This window comes from Lacticaseibacillus manihotivorans DSM 13343 = JCM 12514 (assembly GCF_001435035.1).
GTDB lineage: Bacteria > Bacillota > Bacilli > Lactobacillales > Lactobacillaceae > Lacticaseibacillus > Lacticaseibacillus manihotivorans.
The window spans coordinates 1-7,470 of the sequence record NZ_AZEU01000147.1 but is presented as its reverse complement, the minus strand read 5'-3'; the positions used below and the strand labels follow the sequence as shown (position 1 = coordinate 7,470).

General features: G+C 50.4%; 6 protein-coding genes. All 6 read left to right on the top strand.

What is annotated here, in order from left to right; translation table 11 throughout:
- The first annotated feature begins 155 nt into the window (after positions 1–155).
- The 6 genes from FD01_RS08430 to FD01_RS08405 all read left to right on the top strand — a co-directional run bounded on the left by FD01_RS08430 (position 156) and on the right by FD01_RS08405 (position 7,215).
- On the top strand, positions 156–479 hold the full coding sequence (locus FD01_RS08430; RefSeq protein WP_054719990.1) for an AbrB/MazE/SpoVT family DNA-binding domain-containing protein: 324 nt from the start codon (positions 156–158) through the stop codon (positions 477–479).
- Complete coding sequence (locus FD01_RS08425; RefSeq protein ID WP_054719993.1) at positions 469–756, top strand: type II toxin-antitoxin system RelE/ParE family toxin; 288 nt, start codon at positions 469–471, stop codon at positions 754–756. The genes FD01_RS08430 and FD01_RS08425 overlap by 11 nt, the downstream gene beginning before the upstream one ends.
- A 160-nt stretch (positions 757–916) precedes the next feature.
- On the top strand, positions 917–1,174 hold the full coding sequence (locus FD01_RS08420) for a transposase (protein ID WP_054719995.1): 258 nt from the start codon (positions 917–919) through the stop codon (positions 1,172–1,174).
- On the top strand, positions 1,174–2,097 hold the full coding sequence (locus FD01_RS08415; protein ID WP_056963709.1) for an IS3 family transposase: 924 nt from the start codon (positions 1,174–1,176) through the stop codon (positions 2,095–2,097). The genes FD01_RS08420 and FD01_RS08415 overlap by 1 nt, the downstream gene beginning before the upstream one ends.
- A gap of 213 nt (positions 2,098–2,310) precedes the next feature.
- Complete coding sequence (locus tag FD01_RS08410; protein WP_056963706.1) at positions 2,311–6,900, top strand: S8 family serine peptidase; 4,590 nt, start codon at positions 2,311–2,313, stop codon at positions 6,898–6,900.
- 48 nt (positions 6,901–6,948) lie between these two features.
- A complete protein-coding gene (locus FD01_RS08405; RefSeq protein ID WP_054719500.1) occupies positions 6,949–7,215 on the top strand; it encodes a hypothetical protein in 267 nt (88 codons plus the stop codon).
- Positions 7,216–7,470 lie beyond the last annotated feature (255 nt).

The window sequence follows — 7,470 nt, the reverse complement described above, 5'->3', positions numbered from 1 at the left end:
ACTTATATGTAACTAATAATACTCCCTTCTCACTTTAGTTACAATAGGGTACACCCAAATGGAACATATATTGGGACGTTAAAAAGTAATTATTCTGTACAAACGAAGAAAAATGTCCTATAATATAATTACAGGATAATTACAGGAGGAAAACCATGCAAACTAAAACAAGAAAACAAGGCAACTCGCTCACACTGACGGTTCCAAAGGAGTACAATATTGCGCCAGGACGGAAGGTTGTCCCCGAACTAAGAGCCGATGGAATCTTTTACCGGTTCGTGGATAATGAAGATGATTTCCTCGATTTTTCTACTGATATTCTCAAGTCTTTAGTATCTCAAGGATTATCTGGTGATGAATTAGTCAGCGAGTTTAATCGGCAAAAGCACGCCATTTCAGAATCGTTAAAGAATTTAGCCACAAATGATGACACGTCGTCCCTTTCTCGTAAAGAGTTGGAGGAAGAAATTGGCCTGTGATATTCAACTCAAGAATGCGGTTATACGCTACCTAAAGAAAATTAAAGAGAGGAAGCTTAAAGAAAGATTCGTTGATCTGATCTATACGACTATTGCAGATGATCCAGAATCTGGTGACGCGAAAACTGGCGATCTCTCAGGAATATACACCATGGGGTTTAGGTATCAAAAGACTGAGTACCGCGTTGCATATATGATCAGTCCTCCAACAACAGTCATTGTGCTGTTGGCTGGATCTCATGAGGATTTCTATACTTCATTGAAAAGGCAGTTGTAATGTATTAGATGCTTAGTTAAAACTAGCAGTCAGTTAGGCACCACTCACAGCTCAACGACCCGACCAGCCCAGGCACCACTGGTGGTAAGGTCATATGTGAGACAAGGTCTCTCTCAAGTATAATGACTTCATAGAGGATTGAAGTACGGAGGGAAACGTCATGCCAAAACGCTACACACAAGATTTCAAGGATATGCTGATTGAACTGCACAATGCGGGGAAGGGTCCAGCTGAACTCAGTAAAGACTACGATGTCCCAGTGGCGACACTTGGGAAATGGTTTACTGATGCTAGTCAGGAAGAGAATCGCCAAGTATCAAGCGCTGAGGTCGCGCAACTCAAGGCCGATCTTCTCCTTGCCACACAGGAGAACGAAATCCTAAAAAAAGCATTAGGCATCTTCGCGCAGAAAAGATAGTGTCGAACCGCGAATTGTATGCCTTTATCCAAGAAAATGACGTGCCAATCAGCCTCGCCACCCGGGCTTTGTCTGTTTCACGCGCTTCGTACTACCGACACATCAACCACGTGCCTACTCCGACTGAAAAGCGTCGAGATGAGGTTCGAGCGCAGCTACACGTCGCTTATGCTAACTCGAAGGGGCGATATGGCGCACCTAAGCTCACCGCAGCAATTAACAAACAGCGTACAGACCATGTCAGTCAAAAGTACATTCAGAAGCTGATGCATGAGGAAGGTTTGTACTCAATTATTCAGCGCAAATGGCGGGCAAGTTCCGCGGCTAATCCCGTCGCGGAACGGCATAACTTGATGGACCAGGACTTTTCAACAACCACTATTAATCAGAAGTGGGCAGGCGATATAACTTACATTCACACCCAGAAGGATGGTTGGACATACTTGTGCACTTTCATGGATTTGTACTCGCGACGAATTGTCGGTTACGCGTATGGCCCAGACATGACGGTGAACCTTGTTTTGAACGCATTTGGTAACGCAATTTCGAATCGTGATGTTTATGACGGTTTGATTGTCCAAACCGACTTAGGCAGCCAGTTTATTAGCGCTGAATTTGAACGTCAGTTAACGTACGTCGGCGCCACACACTCTTACAGTCACAAAGGAACGCCGTACGACAATGCGATGATTGAATCGTTCCACGCCACCTTCAAGAAGGAAGAATATTACGTCAATAAGCACCACTATCCTAGCCTGATAATCGCGCGACGTCACGTATTCGAATACATTGAGCACTGGTACAATCGCGTTCGAATTCATGGACGGCTAGGCATGAAGAGCCCAGTTGAATTTGAAGCAACACGTTCCGCGGTCGATGGGTTGTGCAACAACGCGTCGGCCACGGAATGTCCTGCAAAATGACCTAAAGGGCATTTTGCATTGACCAAATTTTTATCGAGAGATGTTGTCTCAAACCTTGACCTAAATCCATCTTGACAGAAGCCACCTCAGGTAATAAACTTTTTTCTATTAAGAATAAATGAGAAGAAAATGTTTTTAAAATGTGAAAAATTTGGACATTTTGGTTTTAAGTCTCATTTTTCTTAATACAAAATCTAAGGGGGACGGGCGTACATGAATAAAAATTCGACGACCGAAACAAAGCGACATTACAAGATGTATAAAGCAGGCTCCAAATGGATGACTGCTGCGATCATTACTTTTGGTACGGGTTTGATTGTCTTGGGTGGCACCGCCACCCAGTCCGTTGCCGCCGATACAACGACGGCGCCGACAGAAAAAACGAGTCAAACGGCTCAGTCAACCAGTGCGCAGGCCCAACCTGCCGCACAAACGACGACCAGTCAGGCGACAGCCAGCGATACCACTAGCAATGCGACTCAAACTGTAGCGGCCAAAAGTAGCGCGACTCAGACACAGGCAACACCTGCCCAAAACACGCAGAGCAGCGCTAGTCAGCCGCAAACTACGACCCAGCCAGCCTCATCTGCGACAGCACAAACAACTGCACCGGCATCTGGCGCAACCACGCAAACAAACGCCAGCAGCGCGGCCAACCAAACGGCAACAAGTACAGCAACAACGGCCACTAGCCAAGCAAGCGCCGCGGCAGCTGCAACCAGCACGGCTACAGCTGACAATCAGAACCAAGCAAGTTCTGCCGCCACAACCGATCCCGGGCCAGCCAACCAAGATACCCTGACCAAAGGCAACGTCAAAGGGCTATGGGACGAAGGCTACCAAGGCCAAGGCATGGTCGTGGCCGTCATTGACTCTGGGGTGCAACCGCATGCCGATTTGCGCCTCAGTGACGATAGCACCGCTACACTGACCAAAGAAAAAGCCGAAGCTGCCATCGCCAAACTAGGCTATGGCACCTACGTCAACAGTAAAATTCCATTTGCCTATGATTATGTCAATAACGACAGTGTGAATACTGGCACAACGGTTGCCGGATCGACCCACGGCGAACACGTTGCCGGGATCATTGCCGCTAACGGTACCACCGCAGACGGCGCAACCGGCAAAGAAAAAGCATCCACTTACGTCAAAGGCGTCGCGCCTGAAGCCCAGATTCTCGCCATGCAGGTCATCGATGAATTCCCGGATGAAAATGCGAACGACATTTCCCGGGCGATTCGTGATGCGGTTGCACTCGGCGCGAACGCTATTCAAATGTCGCTGGGCATCGGCGTTACCGAGCAGGATTTAACCGATGAAGAGCAAGAGGCGGTGCAATATGCCACGGAGCACGGCGTTTTCGTCTCGATTTCCGCTGGTAACGACGCCATCGCCGGCAGTATCATCGGTTCCAAAACACCGAATGATATCTCCACCGCCTATGCACCTAAAAACGATTCGACGATTGGCGATCCCGGTGCCGCTGCATCAGCCATGACCGTCGCGGCAGAAACCAGCGCAACTGGTGCCGACTCCCAGATGGACGGCTTTTCATCTTGGGGTCCGATGGCTGATTACACCTTAAAGCCAGACATCTCCGCGCCTGGCGATAACGTCACGTCCACCGCGATCGACCCCACTACCAACACGCAAACATATGCCGTCGAATCCGGCACATCCATGGCCGGTCCGTTCAACGCTGGTGCCGCGTTGCTCGTTATGCAAAAAATCAAAGCAACGCAACCTAACTTAACCGGTGCCGATCTCGTCAAAGCCGTTAAGTTAGCCCTCATGAACGCAGCGGAACCGATGAAAGATATCAATTATCCGGACACCTACATTTCCCCGCGGCGTCAAGGCGCTGGCCAAATTGATGTCGCCAAAGCCGGCGATTTGACCGTCAGCGCTGAAGGCAGCAACGACGCCGGTTCGGTTTCACTCGGTAAAATCGGCAAAACCACGACCTTCACCGTGACCCTGACGAACCACGGCAAAACCGCGCAAAATTATACCGTTGATACCAATGGCGGCCCGCTCACCCAGGTTCGTGATGCAAGTAACGGCAACACCGTCCATGATGAAACGCTTGTCGGGGCAACCGTCAACACCGATACCGCCAACTTCACTTTAGCAGCTGGCGAAACCAAGCAAGTCACCTTCAAACTCTCACTCGACGATTCCGTTGCCGCCAACCGACTAGTTGAAGGCTATCTCACCTTTAAAGCAACCGACGCTGCGCAAACGATCAGCGTTCCGTATCTCGGCTACTATGGTGATCTCACTGATGAACAAGTCATTGACGCACCGGCCAACAGCGGTGAATCCATTTTCAATGGTGGCTATCTGGTGGATAACAACAACAATCCGCTTGGTGTCACCGACGCCGCATCCCTCAGCAATCTAGTCAACACGGACACGACTGGCAAGTACACCTGGACGCTGGTACCCACGTACGTCGACAACAAGAAAGTCTCATTCTCACCCAACGGCGATGGTGCCAGCGACACGGTTTTCCCATACGTCTTTTCTAAGCAAAACCTGAAGTCGGTCACCATTCAGATCCTCGACGCTCAAGGCCATGTTGTTCGGGTCCTGGACAAGGAAAACAACACCTCCAAATCCTACTTGCAAAATGGCAACAGCTTTAACTCCGATCTCGGTTTAAGTACCGACATGCGCCTTGATCCCAATGCCTTTACTTGGGATGGCAAAGTTTACGATCAGGCAACTGGCAAATACGTCACCGCACCGGATGGCAAGTACACTTACCGGCTGGTGACCGAGCAATATAATACTGGCGCCCAACAGAATCAAGACTACGACTTGCCGGTCACCGTCGACACCGTTGCGCCAACGCTAACCGGCCTAAGCTATCAAGACGGCCGCGTCTCCGTTCATTACGATGATCAAGGCGCTGGCTTCACCAAGTTCAGCGATTTGGCATTGAAAATCGGTAACCAGGCATACGGCGTCAACTTAAACAACAACGGCCAAAATAACGACGGCACGTTAAGTTTTGAATTAACCGCCGCCCAAAAAGCCGCACTGGAAAATAGTGACGGCAGCCTGACCCTGACGTTAACTGATGTCGCCGGTAATAAAACCAGCGCCAGCCTACAAGCAACTGCTGGCACACATCAAACCGATACAACCACGCCAACATCTGATGTTGCTCCGCAATTCACCTGGAAAGTCGGCGATGGCCCGTACAACTACTGGCGTTCTGAAGGCTTCGTTCAAGCGGTTTCCGACCAAACCAGCTTTACCGCATACGCGCAGGTACCGGCTGGCGTGGATTGGATCGTCTATGCCACTGATGCGCAAACCGGCAAAGTCTTCCCAGGCACGGTCGACACCAAAACCGGGACTGTCACCTTCAACTTGACTGAATCTGCGCCGTATGGTGATTTTGTCGGCACCGTCCTGTCACCGACCGCAGACTTCGGGACTTATGAAGAAGCCGGTCGTGCAGACGGCGATGAAATGATTGTCTTTTTGGATGCTAACGGTACGGCCGGCTACGGCCACTTCAGTCAAAAGAACGTGCACGTTGTCGTTCCGTTGCAAGATAATGCCAAGGCTGCGGCCAACGCGACCAAGACCAGCGGTGCGCCAGTACTAGGTGGCCGCGCCTTTTCCCAAATCACGACGCACGCCCAGCCAACTGCCGGTCTGAAGTTTGATAAATTCAACGACAATTCCTTCACGCTGGTTGGCGCTGACCAAGTCGCAGATATCTACAACGCGCAAACCGGCCAGCTAACTATTACCGGCCACGTTGACAACCCGGCTGGTAAAACGTTAACTGTCACGGATGCCACCGAACCGGCTAAAACCGTTGCAATCGGCGCAGATGGCAAGTTCAGCTTCACCGTGCCATTCAAAGCCGCCGAACAGCAATCGGTTGGCTACCGGCTGACCGAACCAGCCACGGATGGCTCGAAATCAACGAAAACCGCTTATGGCGAACTGCAAATCTACCTCGACACCATCTTCCCGACACTCGACCTGCCGCAAGCCGACACGTTGAAAGTTGATGACCAAGGCAACTACGACATCACGACAACCAATAACACGTTCACGGTTTCCGGCACCGTCAACGACAACATCAACGGCTACCGGCTTTACACCAATGACGATAACGTTGTCCACCAAAAGAATCTGGCTGGCTTCAACAACCATCTCGATCCGCTATCGACAACCTCTAACCCATACGGTGCCGCTGATTTCAACCAGACTTACACCCTCAAAGACGGCGATAACTACTTCACAGTGACAGCCGTCGATATGGTCGGCAATAAAGTCACCAAAGTCTTCCATGTGGTTAAAGTTAAAACGCCATCACCAACGCCTGGTGATAATGGCAACACCTCGGGTACCGGCAACTCAGGCAATGGTAACTCGAATCAGCAAGGAACTGGTGGCAACGCCGGTAATCAGGGCGGCAATGCTGGCAATCAAGGCAACAACGGTGGTACTCAAGGTGGAAACGGTAGCGGCCAAACCCCGGCTACCGGCAACGGCACACCGACGACGCCAACAACCGGCACTGGTACTAACGGCGGTAACGGCAACAACGGTCAACAGAGTCCAAAACTGGCGACACTCGACAACAAGCTTAAGAATCAAACCAAGACGCCTGCTGCCAAGAACGGCACGACAGCCAACGCCACCAAACAAGCTGCAACCGGCAAAACCATGCCACAAGCCGGTGAATCCCAGAACCCGTTAGCTATCATCGGTCTCGCCATCGTCAGCATCTTTAGTTTCATGGGCTTTGCATCCCGGAAGAAACGCATCTAGACTGAAATCAGCTTGAACAATAGGTTGATCATCAAGGGAGATGAGCACGTGCAGCCAGTGACCATTACGAATCTCGATCGGCTCTTAACCGCCTTGATTCAGGCACGTCAACGCGGCGAACTGCAACAAACCGTTGTTGAACGCGTGCCTAGCGAACCAGGCGCTGATCACATCTTCGGTACCCGCACAGACAAAGGTGAATTCAAGCCGCTCATCCGTTTTCGTTTCGATCAGCAATTGCCTGACAACTATGCGGAGGCTCTCAAACAGCATGGGTATCAGCTTGAGGTTTTGCATGAGAAGCACCGGTCATGAACTTGGGTGATGGCGGGTTCTCAGTCTGACAATCCTGGGTATAACGATAATAGATATAAAGAAACAGGTATTGTTCCGGCATTTTGTGGCTCTGCGTCAACTGGTGTTGAAGAATAAATTTATCATTTGAGGCGGTTCTCCATTTGGGGAGCCGTCTTTGTCATGTTATGCCGTGATTTGGTAGATTCGTTTGAAGAAGTTCACCTGGATTATTCACCTCGGTATTTGGGACATGAAATCGCATCTGGCCGGTCT